General features: G+C 67.8%; 15 protein-coding genes. 4 read left to right on the plus strand and 11 right to left on the minus strand.

The features are described 5' to 3' along the window. Positions 1 to 119 precede the first annotated feature (119 nt). The 4 genes from pyrG to ftsB all read left to right on the plus strand — a co-directional run bounded on the left by pyrG (position 120) and on the right by ftsB (position 4,025). Positions 120 to 1,772 carry a CTP synthase gene (gene pyrG, locus NGJ44_RS09750; RefSeq protein WP_053245928.1) on the plus strand — a complete coding sequence of 551 codons (1,653 nt, stop codon included), beginning with the start codon at positions 120 to 122 and terminating at the stop codon, positions 1,770 to 1,772. Between the two features lie 173 nt (positions 1,773 to 1,945). Beyond that, positions 1,946 to 2,230 (plus strand): DUF1330 domain-containing protein, encoded by a 285-nt coding sequence (locus tag NGJ44_RS09755; protein ID WP_251863800.1) that lies wholly within the window; start codon positions 1,946 to 1,948, stop codon positions 2,228 to 2,230. 4 nt (positions 2,231 to 2,234) lie between these two features. Next, a complete protein-coding gene (gene eno, locus NGJ44_RS09760) occupies positions 2,235 to 3,521 on the plus strand; it encodes a phosphopyruvate hydratase (RefSeq protein ID WP_053245927.1) in 1,287 nt (428 codons plus the stop codon). 69 nt (positions 3,522 to 3,590) lie between these two features. After that, complete coding sequence (ftsB, locus tag NGJ44_RS09765) at positions 3,591 to 4,025, plus strand: cell division protein FtsB (RefSeq protein WP_251863801.1); 435 nt, start codon at positions 3,591 to 3,593, stop codon at positions 4,023 to 4,025. 136 nt (positions 4,026 to 4,161) lie between these two features. Here ftsB and NGJ44_RS09770 read toward each other — a convergent pair whose 3' ends face one another. From NGJ44_RS09770 to NGJ44_RS09820, 11 genes are all read right to left on the minus strand, one after another. Further along, entirely contained in the window at positions 4,162 to 4,914 is a 753-nt protein-coding gene (locus NGJ44_RS09770) for a TadE/TadG family type IV pilus assembly protein (RefSeq protein ID WP_251863802.1), read from the minus strand. Between the two features lie 68 nt (positions 4,915 to 4,982). After that, positions 4,983 to 5,912 (minus strand): Hsp33 family molecular chaperone HslO, encoded by a 930-nt coding sequence (hslO, locus tag NGJ44_RS09775; RefSeq protein WP_053245587.1) that lies wholly within the window; start codon positions 5,910 to 5,912, stop codon positions 4,983 to 4,985. A gap of 39 nt (positions 5,913 to 5,951) precedes the next feature. Beyond that, complete coding sequence (locus NGJ44_RS09780) at positions 5,952 to 6,473, minus strand: gamma carbonic anhydrase family protein (protein ID WP_053245586.1); 522 nt, start codon at positions 6,471 to 6,473, stop codon at positions 5,952 to 5,954. 42 nt (positions 6,474 to 6,515) lie between these two features. After that, on the minus strand, positions 6,516 to 8,189 hold the full coding sequence (locus tag NGJ44_RS09785; protein ID WP_251863803.1) for an acetate--CoA ligase: 1,674 nt from the start codon (positions 8,187 to 8,189) through the stop codon (positions 6,516 to 6,518). A gap of 126 nt (positions 8,190 to 8,315) precedes the next feature. Further along, entirely contained in the window at positions 8,316 to 9,185 is an 870-nt protein-coding gene (locus tag NGJ44_RS09790; protein WP_152968093.1) for a UDP-2,3-diacylglucosamine diphosphatase, read from the minus strand. Positions 9,186 to 9,270: 85 nt separating this feature from the next. Continuing rightward, on the minus strand, positions 9,271 to 9,999 hold the full coding sequence (locus tag NGJ44_RS09795; protein ID WP_053245584.1) for a site-2 protease family protein: 729 nt from the start codon (positions 9,997 to 9,999) through the stop codon (positions 9,271 to 9,273). Continuing rightward, positions 9,996 to 10,910, minus strand: a complete 915-nt coding sequence (locus tag NGJ44_RS09800) for a DUF2167 domain-containing protein (protein ID WP_251863804.1) — start codon at positions 10,908 to 10,910, stop codon at positions 9,996 to 9,998. The genes NGJ44_RS09795 and NGJ44_RS09800 overlap by 4 nt, the downstream gene beginning before the upstream one ends. A gap of 125 nt (positions 10,911 to 11,035) precedes the next feature. Next, a complete protein-coding gene (locus NGJ44_RS09805) occupies positions 11,036 to 11,554 on the minus strand; it encodes an RDD family protein (RefSeq protein ID WP_251863805.1) in 519 nt (172 codons plus the stop codon). 173 nt (positions 11,555 to 11,727) lie between these two features. Beyond that, the gene (locus NGJ44_RS09810; protein ID WP_053245582.1) at positions 11,728 to 11,916 is read right to left on the minus strand and encodes a hypothetical protein; all 189 of its coding nucleotides are present in this window, start codon (positions 11,914 to 11,916) and stop codon (positions 11,728 to 11,730) included. Positions 11,917 to 12,228: 312 nt separating this feature from the next. Then, positions 12,229 to 13,938 (minus strand): THUMP domain-containing class I SAM-dependent RNA methyltransferase, encoded by a 1,710-nt coding sequence (locus tag NGJ44_RS09815; protein ID WP_251863806.1) that lies wholly within the window; start codon positions 13,936 to 13,938, stop codon positions 12,229 to 12,231. Positions 13,939 to 13,974: 36 nt separating this feature from the next. Next, positions 13,975 to 14,397, minus strand: a complete 423-nt coding sequence (locus tag NGJ44_RS09820; RefSeq protein WP_053244465.1) for a CopD family protein — start codon at positions 14,395 to 14,397, stop codon at positions 13,975 to 13,977. Positions 14,398 to 14,463 lie beyond the last annotated feature (66 nt).

Consider the following 14,463-nt stretch of genomic DNA (forward strand, 5'->3'; position numbering starts at 1 on the left):
CGCGTTCTGCTTCGCGTTCTGTTACGTGGTGGAATTAAGGGAAAACCCATACGGGCGCGATCACTTGGCTATAATCCAAATTTCCCGCACGCGCCCGTTCGTCCCGGGTGCTCATTACGATGACCAAATACGTCTTTGTCACCGGCGGTGTGGTGTCTTCCCTGGGCAAGGGCATCGCCGCCGCGTCGCTTGCCGCCATCCTCGAATCCCGCGGTCTGCAGGTCACCCTGCTGAAACTCGATCCCTACATCAACGTCGATCCGGGCACCATGAGCCCGTTCCAGCATGGCGAGGTGTTCGTCACCGAAGACGGCGCCGAAACCGACCTGGACCTGGGCCATTACGAGCGATTCATCTCCGCCCGCATGCACAAGGTGAACAATTTCACCACGGGCCAGATCTACGAATCCGTGCTGCGCAAGGAGCGCCGCGGCGATTACCTGGGCAAGACCGTCCAGGTCATTCCGCACATTACCAACGAGATCCAGGACTTCATCGCCCGCGGGGCCGACGCCGCCTGGAACGGCAACACCGACGTGGCCATCGTCGAAATCGGCGGCACGGTGGGCGACATCGAATCGCTGCCGTTCCTGGAAGCCGCGCGCCAGATGAGCCTGCGCCTGGGCCGCAACAATGCCGCCTTCGTGCATCTCACCCTGGTGCCGTTCATCGCCTCGGCCGGCGAGCTCAAGACCAAGCCCACGCAGCACTCGGTGCAGAAGCTGCGCGAAATCGGCATTTATCCCAACGCGCTGCTGTGCCGCGCCGACCGTCCCATTCCCGACGACGAGCGCGCCAAGATCTCGATGTTCTCCAACGTGCCGCTGGACGCCGTGATCTCCGTCTGGGACGCCGACTCCATCTACAAGATCCCCGCCATGCTGCACAAGCAGGGCGTGGACAACATCGTGTGCGAGGCGCTGGGCCTGAATCCTCCGCCCGCCGACCTGTCCATGTGGGACAACCTGGTCGATGCCCTGGAGCATCCCCAGCACGAGATCACCATCGGCATGGTGGGCAAGTACGTCGACCTCACCGAGTCGTACAAGTCGCTCACCGAGGCGCTGGTGCACGCGGGCATCCACACCCGCTGCAAGGTGAACATCGAATACATCGATTCCGAAGACCTCGAAACCCGGGGCACCGACCAGCTCAAGCACCTGGACGCCATCCTCGTGCCGGGCGGCTTCGGCAAGCGCGGCACCGAGGGCAAGATCGCCGCCATCCGCTACGCCCGCGAGAACGGCGTGCCCTACCTGGGCATCTGCCTGGGCATGCAGCTGGCGGTCATCGAGTTCGCGCGCCACGTGGCCGGCCTGGGCGGCGCCAACAGCACCGAATTCGATCCCTCCGCGCCGCATCCCGTGGTGGCCCTCATCACCGAGTGGATGGACCGCGAGGGCAAGGTCGAGAAGCGCGACGCCTCGTCCGACCTCGGCGGCACCATGCGCAAGGGCGCGCAGCGCTGCCCCATCAAGCCGGGCACCCGCGCCCAGGCCATCTACGGCAACGAGGTGAACGAGCGCCATCGCCACCGCTACGAGGTCAACAACGTCTACGTGCCGCGCCTGGAAGAGGCCGGCATGGTCATCAGCGCGCGCACGCCCACCGAGAACCTGCCCGAGATGATGGAACTCCCCGGTCATCCGTGGTTCATCGGCGTGCAGTTCCACCCGGAATTCACGTCCACCCCGCGCGACGGCCATCCGCTCTTTTCGAGTTACATCCGCGCCGCCATCGAACAGAAAGGCCGGCGCGGCCAGGAGGCGTGATGACGGCTCGTGGTTTCGAATCGCAACCGGAAGTTGCCGAGCCACGAGCCTGTTTCCCAGCGGCGCCCGCCTGCACGGGGGCGCCGCGGCGTCGTCCGCCCGGGGCAGGGCGTATCCAATGCGCCGCCTCAACTGTTACCCTCACCGCTACGCAACTGCTCTGAAGGAACCCCATGAGTGCCTACCTGATCGCCGACGTCACCGTGACCAAGCCCGCGCAGTACGAAGACTACAAGCGCCTGTCCACGCTGGCCATGCGCGCGTACGATGCCAGGATCCTGGTGCGCGGCGGCGATTCCAAGCGCCTCGAGGGACGCGAGCCGGGCCGCACCGTCGTCATGGAATTTCCCTCCATGGCGGCGGCGCAGGCCTTCTACGACTCCTGGCAGTATCGCCGCGCCCGCAACGCCCGCGAAGGCGCGGCCGTCATGAATATGTTTATCGTTCAGGGAATCTAAAGTCATGAGTGCAATTGTCGATATCATCGGCCGCGAGATCCTCGATTCGCGCGGCAACCCCACCGTCGAATGCGACGTGCTGCTGGAATCCGGCGCCATGGGCCGCGCGGCCGTGCCCTCGGGCGCGTCCACCGGCGCCCGCGAAGCCATCGAACTGCGCGACGGCGACAAGGGCCGCTATCTGGGCAAGGGCGTGCTGCGCGCCGTCGAGAACCTCAACACCGAGATCTCCGAGGCCCTGATGGGCCTGGACGCCCAGGAACAGACTTTCGTCGACCGCACGCTCATCGAGCTGGACGGCACCGAGTCCAAGGAACGCCTGGGCGCCAACGCCATCCTGGCCGCCAGCATGGCCGTGGCTCGTGCCGCCGCCGACGAGTCCGGCCTGTCGCTGTACCGCTATTTCGGCGGCAGCGGCCCCATGAGCATGCCCGTGCCCATGATGAACGTCATCAACGGCGGCGCGCACGCCAACAACACCCTGGACCTGCAGGAATTCATGATCCTGCCGGTGGGCGCGGCCAGCTTCCGCGAAGCCCTGCGCTGGGGCGCCGAAGTGTTCCACATGCTCAAGAAGCTGATCCACAGCCAGGGCATGTCCACCGCCGTGGGCGACGAGGGCGGCTTCGCCCCCAACGTGGCCAACCACGAAGCGGCCATCCAGCTCATCCTCAAGGCCATCACCGAGGCCGGCTACGAGCCGGGCACGCAGATCGCGCTGGGCCTGGACTGCGCCAGCTCCGAATTCTTCCGCGACGGCAAGTACACGCTGGCCGGCGAAGGCGGCATCTCGCTCTCGTCGCAGGAGTTCGCCAACCTGCTGGCCACGTGGTGCGACAAGTACCCCATCATCTCCATCGAAGACGGCATGGCCGAAAACGACTGGGATGGCTGGAAGCTGCTGACCGAACAGCTCGGCCGCAAGGTGCAGCTCGTGGGCGACGACCTGTTCGTCACCAACACCAAGATTCTGCGCGAAGGCATCCAGAAGGGCATCGCCAACTCCATCCTCATCAAGATCAACCAGATCGGCACCCTCACCGAAACCTTCGCGGCCATCGAAATGGCCAAGCGCGCCGGCTACACCGCCGTGGTTTCGCACCGCTCGGGCGAAACCGAAGATTCCACCATCGCCGACATCGCGGTGGCCACCAACGCCATGCAGATCAAGACCGGCTCCCTGTCGCGTTCCGACCGCATGGCCAAGTACAACCAGCTCCTGCGCATCGAAGAGGAACTGGCCGAAGTGGCGTCCTACCCTGGTCTGGAAGCCTTCTACAACCTGCGCTAATGCAAGCACGGCCGCGGCGCGAAGGCGCTGTGGCCGTATCCGCGTCACGACTGCTGAGGGTTCCCGCGTATGCGCCTGCTGTTCCTGGTGCTGTTCGTGCTGCTAGGCCTGATCCAATATCCGCTCTGGCTGGGCAAGGGCGGCTGGTTCAAGGTCTGGGACCTGCAGCGGCAGGTCGCCGAGCAGCGCGAAACCAACGAAGGCCTGCGCGCGCGCAACGCGGCGCTGGAGGCCGAGGTGCGCGACCTCCAGACGGGCACCGGCGCCATCGAGGAACGGGCGCGGGGCGAACTGGGCATGATGCGCGAAGGCGAGGTTTTCGTGCATATCCTGCCCAAGGACACGCCTGCGCCGGCCGGCGGAGCGGTGCTCAACGCCAGCGCTTCCAAGCCGGCCGCAAAGCCCGCCGCGCCGGCCCGCGCGCAGCCGGCTGGCCGCCCGGCGGCGTCTGCCGCGCCAGGCAACGCCACGCGGCCGCCTCAAGGGCACAGGGAAGGGCACTGAGCGAGCCCGCGCCTTTGGGGGCATGAGCGCCGGCGCACCGGCGCCGGCCCCTCCACCCGAAACCTCCTCCGGCACCTCCATACTGGCGCATCCACCCGGCACGGAACGGCCCGGCGCGCCTTCCGCAACGGCGGCCTCAATCGCAGGCCGCTGCTTCGCATTTTCCATGCGTCACGTTCTCGGTCCGGCGGCGCGCCCGCGCCCAGTCGACCGGATGCGAGTGCATTTCCAGCGCCAGTTCCATTTGCATGGGCAGCAGGCCCCGCGCCAGTGCGCGCCGGTTGTAGGCGTCGGGCCCGCCGTCCCACAAGCCTAGCAGTGCGCGCACCGGCGGCAGCATGGGCCGATGCAGGTAGCGCAGCCGCAGGCGCAGCGTATTGGCCTCGAAGATATCCGGCCCGGGTCCGGCCGGCGGGCGGGCGTGCTGCTCAGGCTGGAAATCGTTGCCGATGGCGGGCAGGCCGGCGGCATCGGCCGGAAGCTGGCCCGCGCGCGCGGGCCAGCGGCGCGCATGGCGGCGAAACGCATCCGGCGCGGGCGACAGCACCTCGATGCGCCAGGCGGGCAGCCCGGCGTTCCGCTCCAGGCTTTCCAGGGCGCGGTCGCGCCGCCGCGCCGCCTCGGCCGGCCCCTGCGGATGGGCATGCAGGGGCAACAGGGACTGCAGGAATGCGGCGCGGATGCGCCGGGGATCGCCATGCGCCATGGCGCCCGCGCGGGCCGCTTCCAGCAAGGCCAGGTGCAGTACCTGGCGAACCTGGTGCCAGCGGGCCGCCTCGATGGCGGCCAGCCCCAGCAGCAGAAGCAGCGCAGCCAGCACCGTGAATTCGACGGCGGCGGCGCCCGATTGGCGTCGTCGGCGGATGGAAGGCAGAAAAAAGGCGTTCATGGCTGCGCAGTATGGCGCGTGCCGTGAACGCCTGGCGATACGTGGTTGCCGGGGGGCGGGCGGCCGGCTCAGTGCATCGTGGGCGGCTTGTCGTCAGCGGCCGGCGCACTGTTGGAGAACAGCGCGGCGCAGTCCACGGCGTCGAACACATAGGGCTTGCCGCAGAAGTCGCAGGAGACTTCCACCTGCCCCTGCTCGGCCACGATTTCCTCGATTTCGGCCCGGCCCAGCGAGCGCAGCATGCCGGCCACCCGCTCGCGGGTGCACGGGCAGTGCCAGCGCACGGGCAGCGGCTCGAAGGCCTGCAGGGTTTCTTCCCAGTACAGGCGGCGGATGAGCGTGTCGGTGTCCGTTTCCAGCAATTCGTCGTTCTTGAGCGTGGAGGCCAGCGCCAGCGCCCGCTCCCAGCTCTCGTCGGCGGCCTCGGCCGACAGCAGCGGGTTGTCGCCGCCGCCATGCACGGGCAGGCGCTGCAGCAGCAGGCCGGCGGCGTGCTGGCCGTCGGCCGCCAGCCACAGGCGGGTGTCGAGCTGCTCGGAGGCTTTCATGTAGTGCTGCAGGGCTTGCGCCACCGTGTCGCCTTCCAGGGGGACGATGCCCTGGTAGGCCTGCTGCCCGGGAACCTTGTTGCGCGGGTCGAGCACTACGATGAAGCGGCCGTTGCCGCCCGGGTTGAGCAGGCTCTGCATGTCGCCATGGGCCGGCACGTCGTGGCCTTCGCGCATTTTCACGGTCGCGCGCAGGCTGAGGTCGGCGCGGCATTCCACCACCAGCAGGGCGATGGGGCCGTCGCCCTGGATCTGCAGGACCAGCGAGCCGTCGAACTTGATGTTGGCGGCCAGCAGCGTGGCGGCCGCGACCAGTTCGCCGAGCAGTTGCAGGATGGCGGGCGGGTAGTCGTGGTTGGCCTGGACGGCCTGCCAGGTGTCGTGCAGGCGCACCGCCTGCACGCGCAGGCTGCGGTCCGCGTAGAGGTATTTCTTGAGTTGATCGGTCATGGGTGGAATGTTAGCCGATCGGCGGGGGCGGGCGGACGCTCAGTCCAGGCGCTTGAGCGCCTTGCGGTAATGCTGGCCGCGCGCCACGTAGTGCGCGGTGTTCTTGTGCATGTTGGCGATTTCGTCCGCCGAGAGCTCGCGCACGATCTTGCCGATGCCGATCACCAGCGAATTGTCGGGGATGACGCGGTCTTCGGGAATGATGGCGCCGGCGCCGATCAGGCAATTGCGGCCGATGACGGCCCGGTTCAGGACGATGGCCTGCATGCCCACCAGCGCGCCCTCGTGGATGGTGCATCCGTGCAGCATGGCCTGGTGGCCGACGGTGACGTTGGGCCCGATGGCCATCGGACAGCCGCCGTCCACGTGCAGCACGCTGGATTCCTGGATGTTGGTGCCCTCGCGGATGAGGATGGCGTCATTGTCGCCGCGGATGGAAACGTGGGACCAGATACTGACGCCCGCTTCCAGCGTCACGTTGCCGATGATGTCGGCGCTGTCGGCCACATAGGCGGAGGGGTCGATGCGGGGAATGAGGTCGTCGAGTTGGTAGATAGGCATGGTTTGCGTGTGTCTCGGTTGCGCGCCGCGGCGCCGGCCGGCCTAGATTCCGGCCTTGGCCGCCGCGAGGGCCCGGTCTTCTTCGAGCTGGCGCAGGATCCGGCGCTGCACCCGGCCGTTGGCGGTCATGGGCAGGGCGTCGAGGAACTCGATTTCGGCCGGGACTTCATGGGCGGGCAGGCCCTCGGCCAGGTACGCCCGCAGGGTTTCGGCCAGGGATTCGCGTTCGTCCAGGCCCGTTTCGGCGGCCAGCGCCACGTAGGCTTTCACGGCTGTGCCCTGCGCGGCGTCGGGGCGGGGAACCACGGCCGCCTGGCTGACGGCGGCGTGTTCCATCAGCCGGCGTTCGATGGGCGCGGGCGCGATGCGGCGGCCGCCCGCGACGAAAGCGTCTTCGACCCGGCCGGCATACCAGAGATAGCCGTCGGCGTCGGCCGAGGCCAGGTCGCCCGTGCGGCACCAGTCGCCGGTGCAGCGGGCCTGGGTGGCCGTGTCGTTGCCCCAGTAGCCGAGGAACAGGACGGGGTCGGGAAAGCCGTGGATGTCCTGGCGGCCGACCGCGATCTCCCCTACCTGGCCCGGCGCGGCGGGGCGGCCGTCTTCGTCCAGCACGGCCACGAGATGGCCGGGGTAGGGTCGCCCCATGCTGCCGGGACGCGCGGGCCAGCGCTTGCGGCTGTTGCCCACGACGTAGTTGGCCTCGGCGGTGCCGTACATTTCGTTGGGCTCCACGCCCAGCGCCGATTCGCACCACGCGGACAGCCCCGCGCCCAGCGTCTGGCCGCTGGCCATGATGCTGCGCAGGGCCAGGCGGTAGCGGTCGCGCGGCTCGGGGTCGGCCTGGCGCAGCTGGCGCAGCACGGCGGGAGACAGGCAGGCGTTGGTGATCTGGTAGCGCTCCATCAGTTCGTAGGCTCGCACGGGCGAGAAGCGCGCGCGCGTCGCCACGATGGGATGGCCGAAATACAAGGTGGGCAGCAGCGAGTCGGTCAGGCCTTCGGGCCCGGCCCAGTCCGCGGGCGTCCAGAACACGTCGCCGTGGCGCGGAAACCAGTCTTGCGAAGCCACGAAGCCTGGCAGGCTGCCGATCAGGGCGCTGTGCGGCAGCAGGGCGCCCCGCGGCGCGCCGGTGGCGCCCGAGGTGTAGAGCAGTATGGCGGGGTCGGAAGACAGCGTCTGTACCGTCTTGAACTCGCCCGGCTGGCGGGCGAGCAGGCTGCGCCAGGGCAGCACGCGCTCGTCGGCGAAGCCGATGCCGATGATCTGGTGCAGATTGGGGCAATTGTCGCTGATAGACAGCAGATTGGCGCTGGAAGCGTGATCGACGATGGCCACGTGCGCGTCGGCGTCGCACAGCCGGCTTTGCAGCGCGTCGGGGCCGGACTGGGCCGAAAGCGGCATGGCCACGGCGCCCACGCTGTAGATGGCCATGTGCGCCACCACGGCTTCCGGGCGCTGTCCGAGCACCACGGCGACCCGGTCGCCCCGCGCCACGCCCATTTTCATCAGGCCGTTGGCGAGCTGGTTGGTCGCTTCGCCCAACCTGGCGTACGTCCAGACCTCGCGGTTGCCGGATTCGTCCTCGTGGTAGATGGCGATGCGACGCGCGTCCGGAGTACTGGACGCCCAGCGGTGGCAGCACGCTTCCGCAATATTGAACTGGGTGGGAACCAGCCAGCGGAATGTTTGGTAGAGCGCCTGATATTGGTCGTTCATGGCCCTATGTTGTAAGCATGTTGCAGCGAGAACGGGCCGCCGGCCCATCGCCCCAAGCTGCAAGCATGACCTAGAGGGACGGGAACTGCAATATCCGCGTTGCGTAATGGGGACGTATAAGGGTTATCACGGGTGCCGGCCTTGGCGCCGCAACGCCGAGGGAAGCGCCGGCAAGCTGAGCGAGCGGGGCTGCCGTTTGGAGAAGCCGGCCTGGCGCGCGGCCATCTCCGCCGCCCAGTCCAGCAGTTGCAGCTGCCCGTCGTGCGTTTCGCCCAGCGCGGACAGGCTTTCGACCCAGTCTCCGTCGTTGCAATACAGGATGCCGCCCACGTCGCGCAGCTCCGCTTTGTGGATGTGGCCGCACACCACCCCGTCCAGGTCGCGGCGGCGCGCCTCGCCCGCCAGCGCTTCCTCGAAACCGCTGATAAAGGAAACGGCGTTCTTCACGCGGTGCTTCAGATACTGCGACAGCGACCAATAATGCAGTCCCAGCCGGTGCCGCAGGCGGTTGAAGTGATGGTTGATCCAGAGCGCGAACTGGTAGAGGCCGTCGCCCAGGTGGGCCAGCCAGCGGCTGTGGCGCACCACGCCGTCGAACTGGTCGCCATGCAGCACCAGCAGCCGCAGGCCCTTGGCGGTGACGTGCACGTCTTCGTCCAGGATTTCGATGTCTCCGAACGCGAAGCCGATGAATTCCCGGGCGAACTCGTCGTGGTTGCCGGGAATGAACACCACCCGGGTGCCGTTGCGCGCCTTGCGCAGGATGCGCTGGATCACGTCGTTGTGGGTGCGGGGCCAGTGCCAGTGGCGGCGCAGTTGCCAACCGTCCACGATATCGCCCACCAGATACAGCGTGTCCGAATCGTTGCGCTCGAGGAAATCGAGCAGGAAATCGGCCTTGCACCCGGAGGTGCCCAGGTGAATGTCGGATATCCAGAGAGTGCGCCAGTGCGTGCGGACGTCGTTCACAGTGGGTTCCAGGGACGCTGTGCTCATGCCTGGAGATGAAATCACCCGCCGATGACGGCCATGTGAATATGCGGTGACCGGGTTGTGACACCCGGCCCGGATTTCCCGCGCGTTACTGCCCGCGCAGCCCGCCCAGCATGTCGTGCACGTCGTGCGCCATGACCGCCAGCAGGCAGACCAGCGCCAGGTAGGCGCTGCCGTAAGTCAGCCGGCTTTCCAGCGACACGCCGTAATAGGCCTGGTTTTCCGGCAGGCCGGGGTCGTACTTGAACGCGCGCACGACGTTGGGGATGGCCAGCAGCGCGACCAGGACCAGGATGGGGCTGGGCCGCCACAGGAACACCGCGGCCAGCACGGGCACCCCCACCAGCCATACCCGCGGCGTGAGCACCGCCGTGATGCGCCCGCCGTCGAAGGGCGAGAGCGGGATGAGGTTGAACAGGTTGATGAAGAAGCCCGCATAGGAAAGCGCCAGCAGCAGGTTGCTGCCGGTTTCCCGCGCCGCGAAATAGCACAGCAGCGAGGCCAGGGTGCCGGCGAACGGCCCGCCCAGGCCCACATAGGCTTCCGTGTCCGCGTCGCGCGGCTGGTCTTTGAGCTGGATCCACGCGCCCACGAAGGGAATGAACACCGGCGCGCCTACATCCAGGCCGCGCTGCCGCGCCGCCACGTAGTGGCCCAGCTCATGGACCAGGATGAGGGCGACGAAGCCCGCCGCGTACCGCCATCCAAACACCAGGGCGTAGGCGGCCACCGACAGCAGCATGCTGCCGCCGGTGGCGAACAGTTTTCCGAATTTGAGAAACTTCAGTCCGGAAAACAGCAGGAACAGCAGTTTCATGCCTGCTGCGAGTCCTGCGCTTTCTCCTTCTTGCCGCGCAGGCGCTTCCAGAGGCCGCCGCCCAGCGCCGCCGCGGCGAGCACGAACACCTTGGCGAATTTCGCGACGAAAGCGGCGATGACGGCGAACAGGCCCAGCTTCTTGGCGGCCACGCCGGCCACCAGCGCCGCCAGGCCGTATTCGGCCACCTTGTCGGTGGAGGCGTTGAAGTCGGCGTAACGCTTGCCTTCCACGTATTCCAGGTTGTCCAGCAGGGCCAGCACGGCGCCCTTGTCTTTGGGCACCGCGCTTTTCTGGGTAATGAGGTCGAGCGTGATGTAGCCGTCGCGGCCCAGCGCGTAGGTGTTGTAGTTCACGGTGGGGTCTTCCGACAGGCCCGCCTTCTTGTGCCTGGCCGCCACCGACCACACCAGGCGCTGGGTGGCGCTGTCGTAGCGGGGCGCCTGCACCCAGCCGTCCACCGTCAGCTCGGGAAAGCCGAGTTTGCTGCGCTCCTCGTTGGACTGTTCGGTGCCTTCGCGCAGGCTGGTGAGCAGTTCGCTCACATTCCAGTTGCGCGCGTCGTCGTCCTTGATGTAGCCGGCCTTCTCGAAATTGACCGTGATGACCCAGTCTTCGTCGTCGGCCTTGGGCATGACCAGGCCCAGCAGCGTCGCGTCCTTGCCGTTGCCGTAGGCTTGCATCAGGCGTTCGGCCTGCGGGCGCGGCACGAACAGCATCCGCTCGGGCAGGTGCACCACCGCCTGGTCCGCCAGCTTGACGTCGGACGGACCAGCCTGAGCGGCGGCATAGGCGGCTCGGGCGGCCACCTCGATTTCCTGCCGGGCCTCGGTGGTCTGCGCGCAGGCGCCCGCAGGCAGGAACAGCAAGGCGCTGGCGGCCAGCGACAGTCGGGAGAGAAACGCTCGCATGATAATGGGGACATTTAAAAAGGGGCCCCATTGTCTTTGCCGGAGACTTTCAACTTTCTGAAAGCCAGGCGCTATTTCGCCGCCGGATTTTGCTGCTTGTAACGTCTTGTGAATCCAGCCTGCGCTCAACGCCGCCTGGGCCGGGGCGGCGCGTTGCGCAGGCGCGTGCCCAGCAGCCTGTCGTGCAGGAACTGGCCGTCCGGATCGAACCACGACCACACGAAGATGGTGAAGGGCGCGGCCACGATGAACATGTCCATGGAGCGCCAGCCGGTCAGCGACGAAGCCGCCCAGACCAGCGCCGCGCCCGCCAGCACCAGGGGCCAGGCGAGCACGTAGCGCAGAATGAGCCGCGCCGTGCCCGGCGTGTTGCCGTCGCGGTCCACGAGGCGGATGTTCCAGGTCTGCATGGGCAGAGTCTGGCCGCGCCGCCGCCAGCAAATCACGAAATAGGCCCCGATCACCAGAAACAGCCAGGCCTGTCGCAGGCCCCGCAGGTCCATGCCGCTGCGGCTCTGGGTGAGCGTGTCCATGAGGTAGCTCGCCAGGAAAACCACGCCGAACAGCAGCACGGCTTCGTACATCATGCAGGCAAACCGGCGTAGCCGGTTGGGCGTCTGGTCCAGGGGAAGGGCGGCGGTCATGGGGCCGTATTATTACGCGCCCCGGCGGGAAAAGGCGAGCCAGAGCCGCGCTTTCGCGCTGGCCGCCCTGCAGGGCAAAAAAAACCCGCCGGTTAGGGCGGGTCTTAAAAGGGGCTGTGCAGCCCCCAAGGGGAAAACGTTCGTCAGGCGCGAGCCTGGGGGCCGGGGTCCGCTCAGGCGGCAGAGTGCGCGTCTTTGGCGCTCGTCTTGCCGGCCAGGCTGCGCAGACCGTGCGCCAGCTTGCGCAGGCCGGCGGCCAGGGCCCGCATCGGATGCGGACGGAATTGTTCTTCAATGGCCTGCAGCATCAGTTGACGTTCCAGTTCGTCGGTCAGGCGGATGGTGTTGTTCGGGTTGATCACAATAGCCTCCACGGGCTTGCACAGTGTGTTTTGCTACTAGGGATAACCCGAATTATAGGGGTTAACCCTAAACCATGCAAGCAGGCAGTGCGGCTTTGCAACATCCTGGTGCTGATAATGCCCCAATTCGGCGCCCGGCGCACCACGGCAAGTCTGGTGTGTCTGTGTTGCGGCGCTTTTACAACGGCCCGAAGACGGGGGCGCCGCCGATGGAACGGAGCGCGGGCCGGACGGCGCCAGCAAGCGCGCCGCCGCGCGTTGCGGCGCACAAGCGGGGCCGGGCGGAAAACCGCCGGAGGCGAAGCGGGAAAATCAGCGGTCGCGGTAGCTGGCCGCCACCAGCTCGAAGCCGAACAGCCGGCAGTCCAGCGCGCCGTTGTGCAGCGGAATGCGGCGGCGCGGCTTCAGGCGCAGCTGCTGGGGCAGGCTCATGTCGCTGGTGATGACGTGCAGTTGCCAGCCCGCGAAGTTGCGCTTCAGGCAGCTCGACCATGCGCGCCACAGGCCTTCCTGCTGCTCGGCCTGCATGCGCTCGCCGTAGGGCGGGTTGGTGACGATCCAGCCGTGGTCGGCGGGAGCGGGAATGTCGCGGGCGTCGCCCACCTCGAAACGGATGGTGTCGGCCGTGAGCCAGGCGCGCTCGGCGTTGGCGCGGGCGAATTCCACCGCGCGCGGATCCAGGTCGTAGCCGACCAACGGCTGCTCGATCTGGGGCAGGATCCGGGCCCGCGCGTCGTTCTTCAGGTCGCGCCAGCGGTAGGCGTCGTGGCCGCGCAGCCGTTCGAAGCCGAAGGGCCGCGATATGCCGGGCGGCACGCCCAGCGCGATCCAGGCCGCCTCGATGAGAATGGTGCCGGAGCCGCAGAACGGGTCCAGCAGCGGGGCGGCCGGATCCCAGCCGGCCAGCGCCAGCATGCCGGCGGCCAGGTTCTCGCGCAGCGGCGCTTCGCCCTTGTCGAGCCGCCAGCCGCGTTTGAACAGCGATTCGCCCGAGGTGTCGAGGTAAAGGGTGGCGGTGTGGCCGGTCAGGAACAGATGCACGCGGGCGTCGGGACGCACGGTGTCGATGTCCGGGCGGGCGCCCTCCACCTCGCGCAGCCGGTCGCAGATGCCGTCCTTGGCGCGCAGGTTGCAGTACTGCAGGCTCTGCACCGGGCTCTTGACGGCCGAGGTGTCCACCCGCAGCGTCTGTTCCGGGCCGAACCAGCGTTCCCAGGGCGTGGCGCGGGCCAGGTCGAGGATGTCGTCTTCGTGGCTGATTTCGGCGTGGGCGACCTGGACCAGGATGCGGGTGGCCAGGCGCGAATACAGGTTGGCGCGCTGCACGCCCGACCAGTCGGCCGTGAAGGAGCAGCCGGCGCGGCCGGCCTGCGCGTCTTCATAGCCCAGCGCCTGCATTTCGGCGGTGAGGGCGTCTTCCAGACCCTGCGGGCAGGGCGCGAACACCTTGAAGGTTTCGGCCGGGCGCGGCGTGCGCGGGCGGCGGCTGCGCTTCTCGACCACGGGGACGTGTTCCGCCTCGCGCCAGTTCTCGGGCGCGGGGGCGAATTCGGGGGCTGGACCGTCGTCTTCGAACGGATCGTGAAAGCCGCCCGCCGAGGCGGCGGGCGCGACGTAGTCGAGGTCGTCCCGCGGATGGGCTGGCCGGGCCGTGTTGGGCCGCGCAGCGCCGGGCCGGGATTTGCCAGGCCGGCTCGCGTCAGATCGGATCGCATCAGGTCGGGCCGCGTCAGGTCGGGCCGCGTGAGGCCGGGCCGCGTCAGGTCGGGCCGGGCCGCGCGCGGCACCGGCGGGCGCGCCGCGGCGGTGTTCCTGCGGCTCTCGGCGGGGCGGGCGCGAAGTCTCGGGCGCTGCGGCTTCCTGCAGGCGCTGGCGCTTTTCCTTGTCGCGCTCGATCTGGGCAACCAGGCGCGCCCGCGCGCCGCTGCGGGCGCGCTTGGGCGATTCCTCGGCGTGGGCGTCGCGTGCGGTTTTCTTGACCGTCAGCGTCTTGCGCGGGCGGTTCGGTTCATCAGAGGCCATACGGATCCTGGCGATAAGCCAACAGGCAGGGGGGAATCAGAAGGGTTTGACGACGACCAGCGCCACCACCACCAGGAGCAGCAAGACGGGAACTTCGTTGAACCAGCGATAGAACTTGTGCGAACGGGTGTTCTTGCCCTGTTCGAACTTGCGCAGCATGACGCCACAGGCGTGATGGTAGCCGATGATCAGCAGCACGAAAAAGAGCTTGGCGTGCATCCAGCCGTTGCCCGGCCCCACGCCGATGCCGTAGCCCAGGTAGAGCCACATGCCCAGGATGACGGCCACGATGGCCAGCATGGTGGTGAAGCGGTACAGGCGGCGCGCCATGCCGATGAGCGTGGCCTGCACCGAGGTGTCCGTTTGCTGGGCGAGGTTGACGTAGATGCGCGGCAGGTAGAACAGGCCGGCGAACCAGGAGGCGATGAAGACGATGTGAAAAGTCTTGACCCAAAGCATGGCGCGATCCAGAGGCGGGAAAGCCGCATTGTAAGCCGCGGGTCCGGCGGGCAGGAGGGCGCGGGG

This window comes from Achromobacter sp. Marseille-Q4962 (genome assembly GCF_943737005.1).
GTDB lineage: Bacteria > Pseudomonadota > Gammaproteobacteria > Burkholderiales > Burkholderiaceae_B > Achromobacter.

What these genes read in the sequence shown, in the direction of transcription:
- NGJ44_RS09785 (WP_251863803.1), bottom strand. Translation starts at nt 8,189, where the DNA reads ATGAACGACCAATATCAGGCGCTCTACCAAACATTCCGCTGGCTGGTT.
- NGJ44_RS09805 (WP_251863805.1), bottom strand. Translation starts at nt 11,554, where the DNA reads ATGACCGCCGCCCTTCCCCTGGACCAGACGCCCAACCGGCTACGCCGG.
- pyrG (WP_053245928.1), top strand. Translation starts at nt 120, where the DNA reads ATGACCAAATACGTCTTTGTCACCGGCGGTGTGGTGTCTTCCCTGGGC.
- eno (WP_053245927.1), top strand. Translation starts at nt 2,235, where the DNA reads ATGAGTGCAATTGTCGATATCATCGGCCGCGAGATCCTCGATTCGCGC.
- NGJ44_RS09790 (WP_152968093.1), bottom strand. Translation starts at nt 9,185, where the DNA reads ATGAGCACAGCGTCCCTGGAACCCACTGTGAACGACGTCCGCACGCAC.
- NGJ44_RS09820 (WP_053244465.1), bottom strand. Translation starts at nt 14,397, where the DNA reads ATGCTTTGGGTCAAGACTTTTCACATCGTCTTCATCGCCTCCTGGTTC.
- NGJ44_RS09815 (WP_251863806.1), bottom strand. Translation starts at nt 13,938, where the DNA reads ATGGCCTCTGATGAACCGAACCGCCCGCGCAAGACGCTGACGGTCAAG.
- hslO (WP_053245587.1), bottom strand. Translation starts at nt 5,912, where the DNA reads ATGACCGATCAACTCAAGAAATACCTCTACGCGGACCGCAGCCTGCGC.
- NGJ44_RS09780 (WP_053245586.1), bottom strand. Translation starts at nt 6,473, where the DNA reads ATGCCTATCTACCAACTCGACGACCTCATTCCCCGCATCGACCCCTCC.
- NGJ44_RS09770 (WP_251863802.1), bottom strand. Translation starts at nt 4,914, where the DNA reads ATGAACGCCTTTTTTCTGCCTTCCATCCGCCGACGACGCCAATCGGGC.
- ftsB (WP_251863801.1), top strand. Translation starts at nt 3,591, where the DNA reads ATGCGCCTGCTGTTCCTGGTGCTGTTCGTGCTGCTAGGCCTGATCCAA.
- NGJ44_RS09800 (WP_251863804.1), bottom strand. Translation starts at nt 10,910, where the DNA reads ATGCGAGCGTTTCTCTCCCGACTGTCGCTGGCCGCCAGCGCCTTGCTG.
- NGJ44_RS09795 (WP_053245584.1), bottom strand. Translation starts at nt 9,999, where the DNA reads ATGAAACTGCTGTTCCTGCTGTTTTCCGGACTGAAGTTTCTCAAATTC.
- NGJ44_RS09755 (WP_251863800.1), top strand. Translation starts at nt 1,946, where the DNA reads ATGAGTGCCTACCTGATCGCCGACGTCACCGTGACCAAGCCCGCGCAG.